Below are 15871 nucleotides of genomic sequence, written 5' to 3'. Positions count from 1 at the left end.
CCTCTCAGGTCAGGGTCGGACCTGCCGCCTCCGTCAGGAGGCCGAGCAGGACTTTTCGGCGCACCTTGCCGAGTTCGGTGCGGGGAAAGTGGGTGACGTGCTCGATCCGGGTGGGCAGATGGGACTCGTGGAAGCCGAGTCCGGCGACGTGATCGCGCACGTCCCGCAGTTCCAGCCGGGTTTGGGAGATGACGACGGCGCACGCGGTCTCCCGGCCGTCGGCGTGCGGCCAGGGCACCAGCACCACGTCATCGATGTCGGGGTGGGTCAGCAGTGCGTCCTCGATGTCGGCGACCGGGATCTGCCAGGCGTCGCCGATCCGCTCGGCCACCCGGCCGACGAACCGCAGTCCGCCCGCCCCGTCGGGCTCCACCAGGTCTCCCGTGTCCAGCCAACCCTCGTCCTGGAACGACGACCACCTGACCTGCCCGCTGTCCCGGCCGACCGTCGCCAGGCACACCGCGGGCCCGCGCACGTGCAGGCGGAAGGCCTTCCCGTCGACGGGCTCCAGGCGGATCTGCGCCCAGGCGCGGGGCCGACCGAGGCTCCGCCCCGCCCAGTCCCCCGGGTCGCCGGTGGTGGTGCCGATCAGGTTCCCGGCCTCGGTCATTCCCCAGTTGTTGAGCACGACGGGACACAGCGTCTCCTGCACCACGGCCACCACCTGCGGAGACAGCGGACCGCCAACGCTGTGGACGGCCAGCAGACTTGACACGTCACGGCCCTGGCACCGCTGCTCCTCGGCGAGCGAGCGCAGCATCTGCGGCGCCGCCCACAGCAGGCGGGTCACACCGACGTCCTCGATGAGCCGCAGCCAGCACCCGGGGTCGCGGCTGTCACTGAACACCGTCGGGGTCCGCGCACTGATCGTCCGGAGGATCTGGCGGTACCCGGTGAGATGGCTCATCCCCGAGGTGGTCGCGAACACCTCCCCGGCGCGGACCGGCGGATCCCAGTCCGTCACGCCGACACCCAAGGTGTTGGGGCTGCAGACGACGAGCTGGGTCTCGCTGGTGGTGCCGGACGTCATCAGGAGCGCGCACACCTCGTCGGCGCCGAGCGGATCGAGGTCACGGGCTGTGCCGGTGGGCTGTGCGCCGTGGAAGCTGCCGTGCAGGCTGACCGCGCCGGTGGCCGTGGCGTCGCCGATCACGATGCGGTGCCGCAGCGCGGGCAACCGGGGTTCCTGCTCCAGGAGTTGACGCGCGTACGGAACGCCCTCCCACTCCTCGGGAACGACGCACGCCACCGCCCCGGTCGAGGCCAGCACCCGCTCGGTCTCGTACCCGCCGAACAGCATCGGCAGCGGAGTCACCACCGCGCCCACCCTCAGGCAGGCGACGACCAGCACGGCGGCTTCCCACCAGGCGGGCAACTGGTACGCGACGACATCGCCACGACGCACCCCGAGATCCCGCAGCGCGCCGGCGACGCTGTCGGCACGAGCGTCCAACTCGCCGAAGGACAAGGCGACCAGCTCGTCCTCGCGGTGACGCCAGGTCAGCAGCGCCGGCTCGTCCGGCCGCTCGGCGGCTGCGGCCCGCAGCTCCTCGGAGAACGTCTCACTCCGCCACCACCCTTGTTCCCGGTAGCGGCGAGCGACCTCGGCAGCCGGGCCGAAGGACTCCCACGCAGCACGCACGCGCACTCCGCTCACTCACTCAAAGTAGTCAACCAACTTCTCTACGTGATGCTAGCCCCCACTCGGAGCCACCTCCAAATCGCACAACGCCGCCCTGGTGTTCGCCGTGCCGTGACCGCCCGTCAGTCGTCTCCTCCGAACCCGCCACACACGAGTCCCACAGCCAATCCGGGAAAGGAACCCGCCATGGACACCATCACCCATCTCAGCGAACTGGTCGGCGCCGTAGCCGAGGTGCCCCTCGCGAAGGTCACGCCCCAGTCCACCCTCAGGGAGCTCCACGTGGACTCCCTGGCCCGGGTGGACCTGGCCATGCGGGTCCAGTCCGCCTTCGGGGTGCCCCTCGACGACGGTGACCTCCGGCCGCACCACACCGTGGGTGACATGGCCGCCCTCATCGACACGAAGCTGGCGTCGGCCGCCCGGTGAGGCACCGGACCTCCAGGCCGGAGAGCCGAGGGTGCTGACGCCGGTCGTCCGCGCCGATGCTGCTCTCCGTTGCCGGAGGTCCTGCCCACCCGGCTGGCTGGTCGGCCGACCGGCCGGCCGGCCAGCCGACTTGACGGTCACGGTCCCCGGCCCGGAGGACTCCTGGAGACGGGAGCACCCGAGGGTTCGTGGCGGCCCGCCCGGGGGAACATAGGTCGAGCAGTGGACACTGAGCGTAAGGAACGTGCGATGGCGACAGGAACCGTGAAGTGGTTCAACGCGGACAAGGGATTCGGCTTCATCAGCCAGGACGACGGCGGGCCGGACGTCTTCGTGCACTTCTCTGCGATCCAGTCCCACGGCTTCAAATCCCTGATGGACAACGACAGGGTCGAATACGACCTGGTGGAGGGAGCGAAGGGGCCGCAGGCCGAGAACGTCGTGGTCCTCGAGCAGTAGGCCACGCTGCCGGGCGGGGGTGATCGAGGTCGGGCTGATCGTCACCCTGATGGTCGACAACGGCCCCAAGGCGGCGCTGGCCACCGTGGCGATCGTGCCACGCTCAGCCTGGTGCTGCCCACCTTCACCACCAGCACCCCCGGACCGCGCTTCTCGCCCACCCAGCTGACCTTCGCCTCGCTGGCCGCCATCGCGCTCTACGGCCTCTTCGTGGCCGCCCTGACCGTGGCGGTCGGCACCCTGACGGTGATCCCGGGCCGCGCCACTCCCCTGCAGGGCGGGGTGCACCTCTCGGTGCCGGCGGGCTACGTCGTGCTCGCCGTCAGCCCCTGACGTCCGCCCGCCCATCCGCCGGTACGCCCGTTCGCCCCCCTGCACGCCCGCCCGCTCACCCACCGCACCGCCCCCGGTTGCGGGCCGCAGCCGGCTGACCGAGCCTGGGCGCACACCTGTGCACCACCGCTGGAGGGCAGAGCCATGACCAAGATGACCGCCTACCGTGAGGGCGTCCCGTGCTGGGTCGACCTCGCCGCCCCGGACGCCGAACGGGCGATGGCCTTCTACCAGGAGCTGTTCGGCTGGGAGTACGCCGACACCGGGGAGCAGGGCGGCCACTACCGGATGGCCCTCAAGCACGGCACCCCGGTGGCCGGCATCTCCCCCGAGCCCGGAGCGGGCAAGACCCACTGGACCACCTATCTGGCGGCGGACGACATCGACGCGGTGGCCGGGCGGGTCCGGGACGCGGGCGGCCAGGTGCTGGATGGCCCGCTGGACGTGCCTCAGGCGGGTCGCTGGGCGATGGCCAAGGACCCGGCGGGTGCGATGTTCGGCCTGTGGCAGGCGGGCGGCCACATCGGCTCCGGCCTGGCCAACGAGCCGGGCACGTTCACCTGGAACGAGAACCTGTCCACCGACCCGCGCGCCGTCCGTGCCTTCTACCACCAGGTCTTCGGCTACGAGTACGACGAGATCCCGGGCATGGACTACACGGTGATCAAGCTGCACGGCGCGCCGGTCGGCGGCATCGGCGAGCAGCCGCCGATGATCCCGCCGGGCACCCCGTCCTTCTGGACCACCTACTTCCACGTCGGCGACACCGATCTGACGACAGCTCAGATCACCGAGCTGGGCGGCCAGGTTTTGGTACCGCCGACCGATTCCCCGTACGGCCGGATGGCGGTGGCCCGGGACGACGGCGGCGCCTCGTTCTGCGTCATCGCGCCGCCGCGCGGCTGACCAGACCTCCCGCCGAAGCCGGGTTTCGGAGCGGTCGACCGGCGCGGTAAACTCGCGCAGATTGGTCTAGACCTCTACATACACGCTTTCGGACGGTGGGTCAAGATGGAGATAGTGATCGTTCCCGACGCCGCGGCGGGCGGTGAGCTGATCGCCACGGCGATCGCGGAGCTGTTCACCCGCAAGCCCGACGCGCTGCTCGGCGTGGCCACCGGGTCGACGCCGCTGCCGATCTACCGGGCCCTGGAGGCCAAGGTGGCGGCGGGGACGCTCGACGTCTCGCAGGCCCGGGTCTGCCAGCTGGACGAGTACGTGGGCCTGCCCGCCGGCCACCCCGAGTCCTACCGCGAGGTGCTGCTGCGCGAGGTGCTGGAGCCGCTGGGCATCCCCGGCGAGCGCTTCATCGGCCCGGACGGCTCGGCCGAGGACATCGCCACCGCCGCGCGCGCCTACGACCAGGAGCTGGCCGCCGCCGGCGGCGTCGACCTCCAGCTGCTGGGCATCGGCACCGACGGTCACATCGGCTTCAACGAGCCGTGCTCTTCGCTCTCCTCGCGCACCCGGATCAAGACCCTGACCGAGCAGACCCGGGTGGACAACGCCCGCTTCTTCAACAGCCTGGACGAGGTCCCGCACCACGTGCTCACCCAGGGCATCGGCACCATCCTGGAGGCCCGCCACCTGGTGCTGCTGGCCACCGGCGCGGCCAAGGCCCAGGCGGTCGCCCAGGCCGTCGAGGGCCCGCTCGCCGCCCTGGTGCCCGCCTCGGCCCTGCAGCTGCACCCGCACGCCACCGTGGTGGTGGACGAGGCGGCGGCGGCCGACCTCAAGCTGGCCGACTACTTCCGGGCGACCTATGCGGCCAAGCCCGGCTGGCAGGCACTCTGAGACTGCGTGCTCCAGGACCGCGCGCTCTGAGATGGCACCACCCCGGGCGGGCAGCGGCTTCGGCCGCTGCCCGCCCGGGGTGGTGCCATCTCAGACGATCATCGACTTGAAGATTTCTTCATATTCAGTGGATGATGCTCCCGGAACAGGGAGGAGTGGACATGCCGGTACCGCTGTACCAGGCCAAGGCGGAGTTCTTCCGCACCCTCGGCCACCCCGCCCGGATCCGGGTCCTCGAACTGCTGCAGGACGGCCCCAGGCCGGTCCGGGAGCTACTGGAGGAGATCGAGATCGAGCCGTCCAGCCTCTCCCAGCAGCTCGCCGTGCTGCGCCGCAGCAGCCTGGTGACGGCGACCCGGGAGGGCAACACGGTGATCTACGCGCTGTCCACGCCGGATGTCGCCGAACTGCTGCGAGCCGCCCGCCGCATCCTCACCGAGATGATCAGTGATCAGGGCACTCTGCTCGCCCAGCTGCGCGACACCACCGCCCCGCGAGCCGCCCTGTGAGCGCCCCAGTACCGGAGGACACCATGGTCGAGCAGTCCGCGCCGCCGTTCGTCTCCCCCACCGACGCCGCCGCGCGCAACGCGGCCGAGAGCACGGTCCGCGACGAGCGGACCAAGCGGAAGGCGGCGCTGGTCCGCGCCGCCATCTACATCGCCGGAACGCACTTCTTCGCGTTCTTCGTGATGCTGCTGTTCTTCCTGGGCGACCACAAGCACTGACCACCCACCGGGGTGGGTGGTCATCGAGCTTCGTGGTCAGCGACCTGACCAGTCAGCGAACTGGCTGGTCAGTGGGCGGGGTGGTCAGCGAACCGGGTGGTCAGCGAACCAGGTGGTCAGCGACCTGGTCGATCAGTGGGCCACCTGCCGGTGCCGGCCGCTCCCCGGCCGCTCGGTCAGCCAGCGGGCCGTGAAGATCAGGATCGCCAGCACGGTCAGGCCCCAGAACACCGCCATGATCTCCACCACCTGCTCGGTGGCGATCTGGTAGGCGCACAGGCCCAGCCCCATCGACACGCCGATCATGATCAGCACCCAGGTCAGCCTGATGTTCCACACCGCGTCCCACATGTCGCGGAACGGGTGCGGCTTGGGCGCCCCCTTTTCGGACTTGTTCTCGGACTTGTTCTCGGACTTGCTCTGCTGCTCCATGGCGGACATCGACGACCTCCTCGGCCCGGCCGGTTCGGACTCCTCCATCCTGCGCCCGCCCACGTGTGAGTGCGCGCTCGATTGGGGAGGGAGTGCACGTAGTGCCCAATGGGGTGCCTGCATATGTTTGAGGAGAAGGTGTGACCGAGAGTACTGCTCATGTCATCGTCGGTGGCGGCCTGGCGGGCGCCAAGGCGGCCGAGACCCTCCGCACAGAGGGCTACCAGGGACCGCTGGTGCTGATCGGCGAGGAGACCGAACGCCCTTATGAGCGGCCCCCGCTGTCGAAGGGCTACCTGCAGGGCAAGGAAGATCGGGAGAAGATCTACGTCCACCCCGAGGAGTGGTACCGGGAGCACGACGTGGAGCTGCGGCTCGGCACCGCGGTCACCGCGATCGACCCGGCCGCGCACCGGCTGACCCTTTCCGACGGCAACAGCCTGGACTACGCCAAACTGCTGCTCACCACCGGTGCCTCGCCGCGCCGACTGCCCGTTCCCGGTGCCGACCTGACGGGCGTTCACTACCTGCGGACCGTGCAGCAGAGCGACCAGCTGCGCGAACTGTTCGGCAGCGCGCAGCGGCTGGTGGTGGTCGGGGCCGGCTGGATCGGCCTGGAGGTCACCGCCGCGGCCCGGGCCGCCGGCGTCGCCGTGACGGTACTGGAGGTCCTGGAGCTGCCGCTGCTGCGGGTGCTCGGTCGCGAGGTCGCCCAGGTCTTCGCCGACCTGCACCGCGCCCACGACGTGGACCTGCGGTTCGGCGTCAAGGTCGAGGCCATCGAGGGCGACAACGGCACGGTGACCGGGGTCCGGCTGGCGGACGGCACCGTGATCCCCGCCGACGCGGTGCTGATCGGCATCGGCGCCGCGCCCAACACCCAACTGGCCGAGGCGGCGGGCCTGGAGGTGTCCGACGGCATCCTCACCAACGAGAGCCTGCGCAGCTCGAACGCCGACATCTTCGCCGCCGGCGACGTGGCCCGCGCCCAGCACCCGCTGTTCGGCCAGGCGATCCGGGTGGAGCACTGGGCCAACGCGCTCAACCAGCCGCAGACCGCCGCCAAGGCGATGCTCGGCCAGGAGGTTGCCTTCGACCGGGTGCCCTACTTCTACACCGACCAGTACGAGTTGGGCATGGAGTACCTGGGCTACGTCGAGCCGGACGGCTACGACAAGGTGGTCTTCCGCGGCGACGTGAAGTCCCTGGAATTCGTGGCCTTCTGGCTCAAGGACGGGCGAGTGCTGGCCGGGATGAACGTCAACATCTGGGACGTCACCGACCCGATTCGCGAACTCATCGTCTCCAAGCGGGCGGTGGACCCTGCCCGCCTTGCGGACACCAACGTGCCGCTCGGCGAGGTCTGACCCCGGCGGTGGCCCCGGTCGGCGGCTCTCCCGCCGACCGGGGCGTCCTCCCTGTGGGCCAACTCGGCGAACCAACCGAAGACCTGGAGGGCGACGGCGGAAGTGCCAGCGGAACGAGCTGCGGAAGTTGAGATCTCTGAGGCGTTCCCGAAGAAGACGCATCGTGTCCGACTCGGCGCGCTCCCAGGTCTCCGGTCCAGTCGGCGGCCCGGCGTCGTCCTGGTCAACCTCGGGCTCACGGCCCCAAGTCTCGCGAGGACGAGTGCACTTAACCTCGACCCGGTGGGCTCGCCGCGTCACCCGCACGTCGGACAGGGCCGACTCGTCACGGTAGGTCCCGGGCTCATCCGAGCACCACGCCCGGCTCACCAAGATGTCCAGGCATCGGCACGTATTGCAGTCGAGTGGCTGCCCACCCGGGGCGTCCGCGTTGGTTGGCTCCGACAAGATCACCGAGCCCCCTGCGGCAGGCGGAGCGGATCCAAGCACAGGCCGGCCGTCCAGTGCTCCTCGCGCAGCCGCTGGACTCCATCCAGGGCCTCTGATTTGCCCTGGAAGTGTGCGGCCAACGCGTCGTAGTGCTGGCAGTACGGGCACGAGCTGGAGGTGACGCCCGGGGGCTGGCGGTCCATCACGATGGCAGCTCCTTGGCCCCGTGCGCCGGACAGGGGCACACGTACGTGAACCCCTGAAGCTTCCGTTTTGCCTCGGCCTGGCGGTACTCCTCCAGGATCGCGGCCATCTCCTCCGGGGTGGCTCGCCGGTCGCACCGGTGATGGCTGGCCCGCCGAGGATTCGGGGGCCGTGTGGTAGCGCTCATCAGCCGATCTCCAATCTGCCAGTACAGAGAGATTCGGCTGACAGAGCGTCACATCACAGGGACGGAACGTCCCCCTTTTCCGGCGCTACTCCGCCACTTGGAGGAACCGTGCCAACGCCCGCAGCCCTGGCGGGCGGACGGGTCCCGCCCACAGATCGGACACGATCGCCACCGCCAGCGTGTGATGCCGCATCCAGCCAGGAGCGATCTGGCGCAGCTTCTCCAGGGTCCGAACAGCTGACTCGGGATCACCGACGTCCGTATAAGCCCGCGCCACGTCCAGCAGCAGCCAGGTACGCCACGACACCGGCACGTCCCCCGACAAGCGCATCCCCTTGGCAAGTTGCAACGCCTCGTCTGGCCGCGCGTGCTGTACCGCGAGCCGCACCCGCTCGATGCGCACGGACGAGCGGCTGAAGACGGAGACCAGCTTGCCATCCACCGGCGGCGCCAGAGAGGCCAGCCTGCCTGCCCCACGCTCCGCCTCCCGCATCATCTCTGACGACCTGTCGTAATCCCCGCTCCGCGCGACGGAGGTAGCCGCCGACATGACGAGCCCACCCCACACGCGTACCGCCTCGGCAGATCTCAGGTGCCCGCCCTCGACTCGGTCGGCGGCGTGAACGGCCAAGCCCTCAGCATCGTCCAGACGGTTCTGTCGCTGGTAAGCCCACGCCACCGAGTTGTAGATCATCGGAGTCAGCAATGGATCCGACGACGCGTTCGCAGCATTGGCCGCACGTTCCAGGGCCGACAGCGCGAGGTCCGTCTTCCCCAACCGGATCGACAGGTGCCCGCCTAGTTGCAGGGCCTTCGCCAACGCCGCCTCGCCTGCCGCTCGGCTCTCAGGGGAGCCCACCGCAGCAGCCAACCGCGCGTCAGCGATGATCCCCGGCAGTGTCTCCATCAGTCGCCCGAACTCCGCAGCGTGGTACAGCGTCCACGCCTCACTGATCTCCGACCGCAGCAGCGGGAGGGACAGCCACTCCACGCCGTCCACCGAGGCGGGCGCGGCGAACAGCGGCGGCATGATCGCGCGGCGCACCGCCACCAGCGCGGGCGGGTCCGCCTCACCCGACGACGGGACCGCCGGGGGATCACCCAGCAGGCTCGTCAACTCCACTCCCAGCCCATGGGCGAGCGCGTGCAATGTCGGCAGCCGCGCGCTGTGCTTCCGGCGTTGCTCAAGCTTCTTGACCACGTCCACGGACACACCTGCCCGCGCCGCCAGTTCCTCTTGCGTCAGGTCTGCCAACCGGCGGAGCCGGGCCAGCCGATCGCCCAGGTGCTCACTCACGCCCCGAGGCTACTCGGTTTCGGCAGTGCCCTGATTGCGGCCCAGCCAAGGTGCTGTGACGTGATCCTGGAGCGCTGACGAGTCAGTTGTCGGCGAATAGAGTCGATGGCGTCCGTAGGATCACTGACACCCTGTTCGGGGAAGCGAGGAGCGAAGTCGATGGGCCATCCCGATTCCACCTACGCCGCGCGGCTCGCTGTCTACGGGGCCGTGGGCACCCGGCTGTCCCTGCTGAGCGACCGGCGACTCGGCGATGTCGTGGCGTCCGCTGCTGCGGTCGGGGCCGGGATCGGCGGCAGGTGTGCGGAGTTGGACGTCGACGGGAGGCGGGTGTTCGTCAAGCGGGTGCCGTTGACGGACGTCGAGACTCGGCCGGAGAACGTCCGGTCGACGGCGAATCTCTTCGGTCTGCCGATGTTCTACCAGTACGGGGTGGGCTCGGCTGGATTCGGGGCCTGGCGGGAGCTGGCTGTACACACCATGACCACCAACTGGGTCCTGGGGAACGAGTACCAGGGCTTTCCGCTGATGTACCACTGGCGTGTCCTGCCCGACTCGCCGCCCGATGGCTTCGCGGACGAGTTCGGGGGTATCGACGGAGTGGTCGCGCACTGGGAGGGCTCACCGGCCGTGCGCGAGCGGTTGGAGGCCATCGGGCGGTCGTCCTACAGCCTGGTGCTCTTCTTGGAGTACGTGCCGCAGACGCTCGGTGCGTGGCTGCACGAGCAGCGGGAGGCTGCGGTGCCGACCGACGGAGGCCCGGCGTACTCGTGGGTGGCGGATGCCTTGGCGCAGGGGACGGAGTTCATGAGCTCTCGTGGGCTCGTGCACTTCGATGCCCACTTCCGCAACCTGCTGACCGACGGCCGGCTGATCTACTTCGCGGACTTCGGGCTGGCCCTGAGCTCGGGTTTCGAACTCTCCGCGGCCGAGGAGCAGTTCCTCGCGGACCATCTCGTGTATGACCGCCACTACACCGCGAGCCATCTGATCCGTCACCACCTCGCCGACCGCGTGCGGGGCGGTATGGATCCGGATGCGTTCCTGCGGGAGTGGATCGAGGGCCGAAGGCCCGATGACATTCAGCCTGAGATCGCGGCAATCATCGAACGCCATGCGCGGGCTGCCGTTGTCCTGAACGGTTTCCACCGCCGGCTGCTCTCCGAGAGCAAGCGGACGCCGTTTCCCGTCGCTGAGCTCAACCGCGCCGCTGGACGGGAGCAGTCGTAGCGTCGGCGCGCCAAGTCGTGCGTGGGCCGGCCCACATCTGGTCCGGTTGATTCTCACACCAGTGTCAGGTTCGACCATGTCCGCCATGACGACTGGCACCACACCACCCGCCACCACCGCCGCAAGCGTCACTGCCGACCGCCAACGCCTGCCGCTGGCCGGCCTGTTGGCGCTGGCGACGGCGGTCTTCATCACCTGCCTCACCGAGGTCATGCCGGCCGGTCTGCTGCCCGCGATGAGCGGCTCGCTCCGGGTCGGCGCGTCCGCGATGGGCCAGTCGGTGACCGTGTACGCGATCGGGACCGCGCTCACCGCCCTGCCGCTGACCGCCGCCACCGCAGGCTGGTCGCGCCGGCGGCTGCTGCTCACCGCGATGGCGACCTTTGCCGTGGCCAACACCCTCACCGCGGTCGCGCTGAACTACCCGGTGGCGATGGTCGGGCGGTTCCTCGCCGGGGTGGCCGCCGGGCCGGCCTGGTCGCTGCTGGCCGGCTACGCGCGGCGGATGGCGCCCGAGGCGCTCCAGGGCCGGGCGATCGCCATCGCCATGGCCGGGATTCCGGTGGCGCTCTCGCTCGGGGTGCCCGCCGGTACGTTTCTGGGCCGGGCCGTCGGCTGGCGGTGGGCGTTCCTCAGTGTGAGTGTGCTGGCGGTGCTGCTGATCGGGTGGATCCTGCTGGCCGTGCCGGACCACCCCGGGCAGCGCGCGGGTGCGCGGCTGCCGATGCGGCGGGCGGTGCGGCTGCCCGGGGTGGCGGCGGTGCTCGGCGTGACCCTCGCCTTCGTGCTGGCCCACACCATCCTCTACACCTTCATCGCGCCGTTCCTCGGTCGGCTCGGCCTGGGGAGCTCGGTGGGCCTGGTTCTGCTGGTGTTCGGCGCGGCCTCGCTGGTCAGCATCTGGATCACCGGTGCGCAGATCGGCCGCCGGCTGCGGACGCTGATGATCGGTGCCACCCTGCTGGTCGGCGCCGCAGCCGCGCTGCTCGCCGTGTCGAGCGGCAGCACGGCCCTGGTCTACCTGGCCGCCGCGCTCTGGGGGCTCGGCTGGGGCGGGGTGCCGACGCTGCTGCAGACGGCCGGGGGCAACGCCGGTGGGACGGCCGCCGATTCAGTGATGGCCATGCTGGTCACCCTCTGGAACGGTGCCATGGCCGGGGGCGGCGCGGTCGGCGGGGTGCTGCTCGGCGCGCTGGGGACGCTGGCGCTGCCGTGGACGGTGGTGGTGCTGCTCGCTCCGGCGCTGGTCATCGTGCTCGCCGCCCGGGCGCACGGGTTCCCTGGACGGCGAGGGTGATCAGCTGTCACCTCCCGAGTCGTCAGGTCCGGTTCGCGTTCAGCCACTCCGCGTCGTTCCAGAGCGCCGACATCGCGCCGACCGGTTCCAGGGTGAGGTGCGGGTCGTCGGTCTGCACCAGGCAGAGCAGGTGGCAGCCGGAGACCGCGTGCACCCGGGCCTGGTCGGCGACGATGTCGAGCAGGATGTGCGCGGCCTCCGGGTCGGTGCGGGCGTAGTGGTCGAAGCCGGCGAGGACCAGGGCCAGCGGCGCCGCGGTGTCGTCGAAGACATCGCGCAGGCAGTCGTTCAGGGCGTTGAAGTTGTGGCCGTAGTAGTCGGGGAAGTCCAGCGCGGCGGCCAACTCGCGGTGCAGGTCGTGCTGGTCGGTCCAGCCGGCGGTGTCGACCTGTACCACGCGGCAGCCCTGGGCGCGCAGCCCGGCGGTGGTCTCGTCCAACAGCGGGCGGCGCCAGTAGAGGGTGACGAAGGTGTTCCGGCTCAGGTGGCGGACCAGGTCCACCTCGGCAGCCGGCTGCTCTTCACCGTAGCGCTGGGCCAGGGTGAAGAAGGTGTCCAGTGGGCGGGCGTCGCGCTCGATCAGTGCCACCCAGTCGGCGGCCTCAGCGCTCCGGTAGCCGTCCTGCCGGCCGAGCCAGTGGGCGAACGCACCGTCCGGGCCGAACTCCGGTACGCCGACTGCCGCGTACGGGGTGAGCCCGGCCTGGTAGCCCGTGAGCAGGCCGGCCAGCCGCCGCAGCGACCCGTCCGGCACCCAGTGCTCCGGTTCCTGCCGCACCCGGGCCAGGAAGTTGTGAACATCGCGCTTCGCCGTCATGCCGCCAGCCTAGAGTGCCGAGGTCACCGGAGACGGCACAGTCCCTTCTTGCGGGCGCGCTGCCAGGCCGGCCGCGCCGCTGCAAGGGCGGCCCGGGCGAGGGGCCGCTGAGCGGCGTGCAGCAGGCCGTAGGCGAAGGGGTTGGCGCCTGCGGCATGGGCCTCGGCGGCGAGGGTGGGGAGCAGGTGCTCGGCGACCATGGCGTCCTGGTAGCTGCCCAGGGTCTCCTGGATCGTGCGCATCCGGCGGGCCAGTGGTTTGGCGCCGGCCAACTCGGCGGTGTAGCGGGCGCGTTTGGCGGCCTTGCGGGCGGCATGCAGGGCCTCGTCGCGGGCCGGGCCCTCGTCCAGCGCCAGCGCCCGGTCCAGTCGGCGGCCGGTGCGGCGCTGCTCGCGGCGGAGCAGGCGCTCGAGTTCGGTGCGGCCGCGCCCGGCCCGGCGCCGCAGCGGCGGGTCGGCAGCCAGCTGCTCCACGGCTGCGAGCAGCGTGAAGTACCGTTCACTGTCGAGGACTTCACGGACTTCGTGGTGGGCCGCCGCATACCGCTGCCGGAAGCGCTCGGCCAGGCCGACCGCGGGGCTGTCCAATGCGAGCTCGGGTGGCAGCTGTTCGGCTGCCGCGACCAGCCGCTGCCCGGTGGTCTCGGCATCCCGTGCGGCTCCCAGCACCTGCCCCAACCAGCGGAGTTCGACGGCGATCTCGGCAGCTCCCCGCTGGCGCAGCAGGTTTCGGCAGGATGTGATGCTGCTGCGCAGCCGCCGGGCGCAGACCCGCATCTGGTGCACGGAGTCGGCTTCGTCCCGGCGCACCGCGCCGTCCAGGGCGAGCAGTTGGGCGCACTGGCGGCGCAGGTAGGCGGCGAGGGCGGCGCCGGCGCTGCCCGGTGCCGGTGCGCTGGGGGTGGCGGGGTGGACCAGCACGGCCTGCGGCACGGTGGCGGGCACCTCGGTCAGTCCGTCGGCGCGCAGGCGGCCGTCGAGGGCGGCGAGCAGCCGTGGCCGGCCGCGCAGCAGGCAGACCTCGGTGCGGGTCCAACCGGCCAGTCGTCCCGGCCCTGGGGGGCCGCCGAGCGGCTGGGCCACCACCTCGGTGCGGTCCAGCTCGGCGAGGGTGCGGCCGTGGTGGTCACGCAGCAGTGAGCGGGCGCGGTGGCTGCTGATCCGCAGCACGGGGTGGAGCGGGCGGCCGCCGGTGTAGGAGCGGATCCGGTCGTGCAGCTCGGCGGGGACGGTGGCGCCGGTGCCGCTGAGCTCGGTGCCGTCCGGCAGGGTGAGCTGCCAGGCGCCGCCGGCCGCGCCCTGGCGGCGTTCCAGCGCGCCACCGTGGGCCAGCAGGCGCAGGTCGGTGGTGTCCCAGCAGAGGCGCACCGACTCGGCGGTGCCGGCGGGGACCACTTCGGCCACGCGCGGCAGCCCGCGCGGGCGTACCGGCTCGCTGGGGAGCCCCTGGTACGTCCGCACTCGAACGGCGGCGACGGTACCCATGGTCCCAAGCTTCGCGCGTCGTCGCCGCCCGTGCACCCGCCCGCTCGCCGAGGGTGACCCCGGGTCTGCCGTTCACGGCTCTGACCTGGCATGATGCGCGGGCAGCCGTCCGGATGGCGGGCGGCGACGGATGGCCTTGGAACGGGGGACCCGGATGAGCGCGCCACAGCGGCATCGGTCGCACATCGGCGAGCCGCCCCCGCGCGACCTGGGCCTGGCATCCGTCGTCCTGCTGCTGGTGCTCCTGCTGGGCGGGGGCGCGGTGGCGGGCGGCTGCTGGGGCGGCGGCAACCTGGCCTATGCGGCTCGGCTGACCGGCACCCCGGGGCTGTACCTGGTGGACCACTGCGAGCCGCACGGCACGGGGCGTCAGCGGCACATCGTCTGCCACGGCGTCTTCCAGGCGGACGACGGCCGCAGGCTGTCCGTCGGCTCGATCAGCACCGGCGAGCACTGGGCCGGGGACCGGCTGCCGATGCAGTACCACGGCGGCCGGCTGAACCAGGTCGGGGTGGCGCCGATCGCGGGCTGGATGATCCTGCTCGGCTTCGCGGTCGCCGCGCTCAGCGGTGCGCTGCAGCTGCTGCCGGTCGGTGTCGAGCTCGCGGCGCCGGCGGCCAGTCGTCGGCTGCGGCAGGCGGGCTGGGCAGCGCGCGGACGCAAGGTCGTCGCCAGTGTCGGCACCGGGGCGATCGGGGTGGCGTTGGCGGCGGGCGTGGTGTTCCTGGTGGCGTCGCTCGCTACGAAGTGGTCGTGACCGTGCGGGGGAACCGGCTGCGATCGGTTCCCCCGCACAGGCATTTGCTTCTGACGGACCGTCAGCCAAGGGCGAGGGCCTGCAGCCGGTCGATCGCGCCGTTGAAGTAGTCCTGGTCGCCCGGGAAGGTGCCGCTGTCGGAGTACTGCCAGAAGGTCTGGTAGCTCCAGCCGTTGGGCAGGGCGCCCGGCGAGGTGTTGTAACGGGCGATCCAGAGCGGGCTGGTGGAGCCGAAGCCGCCGTAGTTGCCGGTGCAGGCGGTCCACCAGTTGGTGGTGGTGTAGATCGTCGGGTAGCGACCGGTCAGGCTGTGCACGGTGTTGGAGAAGCTGGCGATCCAGTTGACCATGCCGCTCTGGCTCAGCCCGTAGCAGGTGGCGCCGTAGGGGTTGTACTCGATGTCCAGGGCCGGCGGCAGGGTCTGGCCGTCGGCGGACCAGCCACCGCCGTGGTTGACGAAGTAGCTGGCCTGGGTGGCGCCGCTGGAGGCGTTCGGCAGCGCGAAGTGGTAGGCGCCGCGGATCATGCCGACGTTGTAACTGCCGTTGTACTGCTGGGCGAAGTCCGGGTTGGTGTAGCCGGTGCCCTCGGTCGCCTTGACGTAGGCGAAGCTTGCGCCGTCGGCCCAGGCGGTGGACCAGTCGACGCTGCCCTGGTAGCCGGAGACGTCCATGCCGGAGGTCTGGGTGACCATCGGCTGGACGCCGCCGGACCCGTGCCCCTCGTGGGCGGCCACGGTGGAGCCGGCCCAGTCGCGCTCGGGGTGGCTTGGCACGAAGTCGTGGGCGCCGCCGGCGGCTTGGGCGGGCACCGCGGCGGCGGCCGCGAGCAGCAGGGCGGAGAAGGTGGTGGCGCCGACGGCACCGAGGCGGGAGAGTCTGGTGGTGCGGGCGGTGCGGAACATGATTCGCTCCTTGTGGCCTGGCAGGGATGAGTACCACATGTGCGAGAACGGGAGGATGCACCCCGCAGCGGACATGCCAATG

At 71.1% G+C, this 15871-nt stretch carries 17 protein-coding genes and 1 pseudogene; 11 read left to right on the top strand and 7 right to left on the bottom strand.

Translation table 11 applies throughout. The features are described from left to right. Positions 1-4: 4 nt before the first annotated feature. The gene (locus E6W39_RS37095; protein WP_181799624.1) at positions 5-1642 is read right to left on the bottom strand and encodes an AMP-binding protein; all 1638 of its coding nucleotides are present in this window, start codon (positions 1640-1642) and stop codon (positions 5-7) included. 186 nt (positions 1643-1828) lie between these two features. Here E6W39_RS37095 and E6W39_RS40065 point away from each other — a divergent pair, with 186 nt between their 5' ends. The 7 genes and pseudogenes from E6W39_RS40065 (at position 1829) to E6W39_RS37060 (ending at position 5384) form a co-directional block, all read left to right on the top strand. Beyond that, positions 1829-2071 carry an acyl carrier protein gene (locus E6W39_RS40065; RefSeq protein WP_181799623.1) on the top strand — a complete coding sequence of 81 codons (243 nt, stop codon included), beginning with the start codon at positions 1829-1831 and terminating at the stop codon, positions 2069-2071. Between the two features lie 249 nt (positions 2072-2320). After that, entirely contained in the window at positions 2321-2530 is a 210-nt protein-coding gene (locus tag E6W39_RS37085) for a cold-shock protein (protein ID WP_141637192.1), read from the top strand. Positions 2531-2549: 19 nt separating this feature from the next. After that, positions 2550-2758, top strand: a pseudogene (locus tag E6W39_RS44390) (ionic transporter y4hA); the annotation flags it as partial. A gap of 249 nt (positions 2759-3007) precedes the next feature. After that, on the top strand, positions 3008-3769 hold the full coding sequence (locus E6W39_RS37075) for a VOC family protein (RefSeq protein WP_141637191.1): 762 nt from the start codon (positions 3008-3010) through the stop codon (positions 3767-3769). 105 nt (positions 3770-3874) lie between these two features. Beyond that, a complete protein-coding gene (nagB, locus tag E6W39_RS37070; RefSeq protein WP_141637190.1) occupies positions 3875-4657 on the top strand; it encodes a glucosamine-6-phosphate deaminase in 783 nt (260 codons plus the stop codon). A gap of 161 nt (positions 4658-4818) precedes the next feature. Further along, a complete protein-coding gene (locus tag E6W39_RS37065) occupies positions 4819-5166 on the top strand; it encodes an ArsR/SmtB family transcription factor (protein ID WP_141637189.1) in 348 nt (115 codons plus the stop codon). 23 nt (positions 5167-5189) lie between these two features. Further along, positions 5190-5384 carry a DUF6126 family protein gene (locus E6W39_RS37060; RefSeq protein WP_141637188.1) on the top strand — a complete coding sequence of 65 codons (195 nt, stop codon included), beginning with the start codon at positions 5190-5192 and terminating at the stop codon, positions 5382-5384. Between the two features lie 132 nt (positions 5385-5516). Here the strand turns inward: E6W39_RS37060 and E6W39_RS37055 are convergent, their stop codons facing one another. Continuing rightward, the gene (locus E6W39_RS37055; protein ID WP_141637187.1) at positions 5517-5825 is read right to left on the bottom strand and encodes a hypothetical protein; all 309 of its coding nucleotides are present in this window, start codon (positions 5823-5825) and stop codon (positions 5517-5519) included. A 131-nt stretch (positions 5826-5956) separates the two neighbouring features. Between E6W39_RS37055 and E6W39_RS37050 the strand changes: the two genes are divergently transcribed. Then, positions 5957-7183 carry an NAD(P)/FAD-dependent oxidoreductase gene (locus tag E6W39_RS37050; protein ID WP_141637186.1) on the top strand — a complete coding sequence of 409 codons (1227 nt, stop codon included), beginning with the start codon at positions 5957-5959 and terminating at the stop codon, positions 7181-7183. Positions 7184-7632: 449 nt separating this feature from the next. Here the strand turns inward: E6W39_RS37050 and E6W39_RS37045 are convergent, their stop codons facing one another. Both E6W39_RS37045 and E6W39_RS37040 read right to left on the bottom strand, forming a co-directional pair. Continuing rightward, positions 7633-7815 (bottom strand): hypothetical protein, encoded by a 183-nt coding sequence (locus E6W39_RS37045; RefSeq protein ID WP_141637185.1) that lies wholly within the window; start codon positions 7813-7815, stop codon positions 7633-7635. A gap of 273 nt (positions 7816-8088) precedes the next feature. Continuing rightward, complete coding sequence (locus tag E6W39_RS37040) at positions 8089-9300, bottom strand: helix-turn-helix domain-containing protein (protein ID WP_141637184.1); 1212 nt, start codon at positions 9298-9300, stop codon at positions 8089-8091. A gap of 159 nt (positions 9301-9459) precedes the next feature. Between E6W39_RS37040 and E6W39_RS37035 the strand changes: the two genes are divergently transcribed. Together E6W39_RS37035 and E6W39_RS37030 are read left to right on the top strand one after the other, a co-directional pair. Continuing rightward, positions 9460-10530 (top strand): serine/threonine-protein kinase, encoded by a 1071-nt coding sequence (locus tag E6W39_RS37035; protein WP_141637183.1) that lies wholly within the window; start codon positions 9460-9462, stop codon positions 10528-10530. An 85-nt stretch (positions 10531-10615) separates the two neighbouring features. Continuing rightward, complete coding sequence (locus tag E6W39_RS37030) at positions 10616-11827, top strand: MFS transporter (protein WP_228718568.1); 1212 nt, start codon at positions 10616-10618, stop codon at positions 11825-11827. Positions 11828-11849: 22 nt separating this feature from the next. Here the strand turns inward: E6W39_RS37030 and E6W39_RS37025 are convergent, their stop codons facing one another. Next, complete coding sequence (locus E6W39_RS37025) at positions 11850-12644, bottom strand: barstar family protein (protein ID WP_141637181.1); 795 nt, start codon at positions 12642-12644, stop codon at positions 11850-11852. Positions 12645-12667: 23 nt separating this feature from the next. Beyond that, positions 12668-14128 carry a CYTH and CHAD domain-containing protein gene (locus E6W39_RS37020; RefSeq protein ID WP_141637180.1) on the bottom strand — a complete coding sequence of 487 codons (1461 nt, stop codon included), beginning with the start codon at positions 14126-14128 and terminating at the stop codon, positions 12668-12670. 154 nt (positions 14129-14282) lie between these two features. Between E6W39_RS37020 and E6W39_RS37015 the strand changes: the two genes are divergently transcribed. After that, entirely contained in the window at positions 14283-14885 is a 603-nt protein-coding gene (locus E6W39_RS37015; RefSeq protein WP_141637179.1) for a hypothetical protein, read from the top strand. Positions 14886-14946: 61 nt separating this feature from the next. Here E6W39_RS37015 and E6W39_RS37010 read toward each other — a convergent pair whose 3' ends face one another. Then, entirely contained in the window at positions 14947-15789 is an 843-nt protein-coding gene (locus tag E6W39_RS37010; protein WP_141637178.1) for a lysozyme, read from the bottom strand. Positions 15790-15871 lie beyond the last annotated feature (82 nt).

The sequence above is a fragment of the Kitasatospora acidiphila genome, assembly GCF_006636205.1.
Classification (GTDB): domain Bacteria; phylum Actinomycetota; class Actinomycetes; order Streptomycetales; family Streptomycetaceae; genus Kitasatospora; species Kitasatospora acidiphila.
This window is presented reverse-complemented; position numbering and strand designations above follow the sequence as displayed.

What these genes read in the sequence shown, in the direction of transcription:
- E6W39_RS40065 (WP_181799623.1), top strand. Translation starts at nt 1,829, where the DNA reads ATGGACACCATCACCCATCTCAGCGAACTGGTCGGCGCCGTAGCCGAG.
- E6W39_RS37075 (WP_141637191.1), top strand. Translation starts at nt 3,008, where the DNA reads ATGACCAAGATGACCGCCTACCGTGAGGGCGTCCCGTGCTGGGTCGAC.
- E6W39_RS37065 (WP_141637189.1), top strand. Translation starts at nt 4,819, where the DNA reads ATGCCGGTACCGCTGTACCAGGCCAAGGCGGAGTTCTTCCGCACCCTC.
- E6W39_RS37055 (WP_141637187.1), bottom strand. Translation starts at nt 5,825, where the DNA reads ATGTCCGCCATGGAGCAGCAGAGCAAGTCCGAGAACAAGTCCGAGAAC.
- nagB (WP_141637190.1), top strand. Translation starts at nt 3,875, where the DNA reads ATGGAGATAGTGATCGTTCCCGACGCCGCGGCGGGCGGTGAGCTGATC.
- E6W39_RS37060 (WP_141637188.1), top strand. Translation starts at nt 5,190, where the DNA reads ATGGTCGAGCAGTCCGCGCCGCCGTTCGTCTCCCCCACCGACGCCGCC.
- E6W39_RS37025 (WP_141637181.1), bottom strand. Translation starts at nt 12,644, where the DNA reads ATGACGGCGAAGCGCGATGTTCACAACTTCCTGGCCCGGGTGCGGCAG.
- E6W39_RS37010 (WP_141637178.1), bottom strand. Translation starts at nt 15,789, where the DNA reads ATGTTCCGCACCGCCCGCACCACCAGACTCTCCCGCCTCGGTGCCGTC.
- E6W39_RS37035 (WP_141637183.1), top strand. Translation starts at nt 9,460, where the DNA reads ATGGGCCATCCCGATTCCACCTACGCCGCGCGGCTCGCTGTCTACGGG.
- E6W39_RS37085 (WP_141637192.1), top strand. Translation starts at nt 2,321, where the DNA reads ATGGCGACAGGAACCGTGAAGTGGTTCAACGCGGACAAGGGATTCGGC.
- E6W39_RS37030 (WP_228718568.1), top strand. Translation starts at nt 10,616, where the DNA reads ATGACGACTGGCACCACACCACCCGCCACCACCGCCGCAAGCGTCACT.
- E6W39_RS37045 (WP_141637185.1), bottom strand. Translation starts at nt 7,815, where the DNA reads ATGGACCGCCAGCCCCCGGGCGTCACCTCCAGCTCGTGCCCGTACTGC.
- E6W39_RS37020 (WP_141637180.1), bottom strand. Translation starts at nt 14,128, where the DNA reads ATGGGTACCGTCGCCGCCGTTCGAGTGCGGACGTACCAGGGGCTCCCC.
- E6W39_RS37015 (WP_141637179.1), top strand. Translation starts at nt 14,283, where the DNA reads ATGAGCGCGCCACAGCGGCATCGGTCGCACATCGGCGAGCCGCCCCCG.